We start from the raw sequence: 608 nt of genomic DNA, 5'->3' as shown, positions 1-608 counted from the left end.
GTATGATAGTTTAAATGAAAAATGGAAAAACATCGTGGGATCTCATGAACGTGCGAGTAAATTTATAAGAGAAAAGAGATTATATTTAGGCGGAAATGAGTTAGTAGATATTAGTCCATTACAGATGTGTACTGAAGTAAGGGCGCTAATTTTAACTGGAAATGAAATTAAAGATATTAATGGATTAGAACGGATGACTGCTTTAAAAAAGTTATATTTAGTTAATAATCCAGTTCAAGATTTAACGCCAATAGTACATTTGCAGCACTTAGAAGAAATGAATATTAAGAAGACGAGTGTAAATGATCTATCGGCACTTGTAGAAATGCCATCATTAAAAAAATTGGATATTTCAAATACTGATATTAAAGATTTTTCGTTACTAACGCAGTTTCGGAAGTTAGAATCGCTTTCTGTACATATTTCAAATCGTGAGCAGCTCATTGCAATTTCAAAAATAAATACTTTAAAGCATTTACGTATTTTAGGTTTAGAAAATGTCAATGAAGTAGAGTTACTCGTTTTACAAAACTTAAATAAATTAATAACAATTGAATTTGAAAATAGTATTGTTGATAACTTTAATTGTTTTAAAGATAATACAGTAC

1 protein-coding gene is annotated in these 608 nt (G+C 28.3%); it reads left to right on the top strand.

The genetic code is table 11. From position 1 onward, the window contains the following. Positions 1 to 608 (top strand): leucine-rich repeat domain-containing protein (locus tag AC1DTM_RS30655; protein WP_477001727.1); only part of this gene is annotated, 608 nt, incomplete at both ends.

This window comes from Bacillus sp. P4_D3 (genome assembly GCF_056401855.1).
This window is presented reverse-complemented; position numbering and strand designations above follow the sequence as displayed.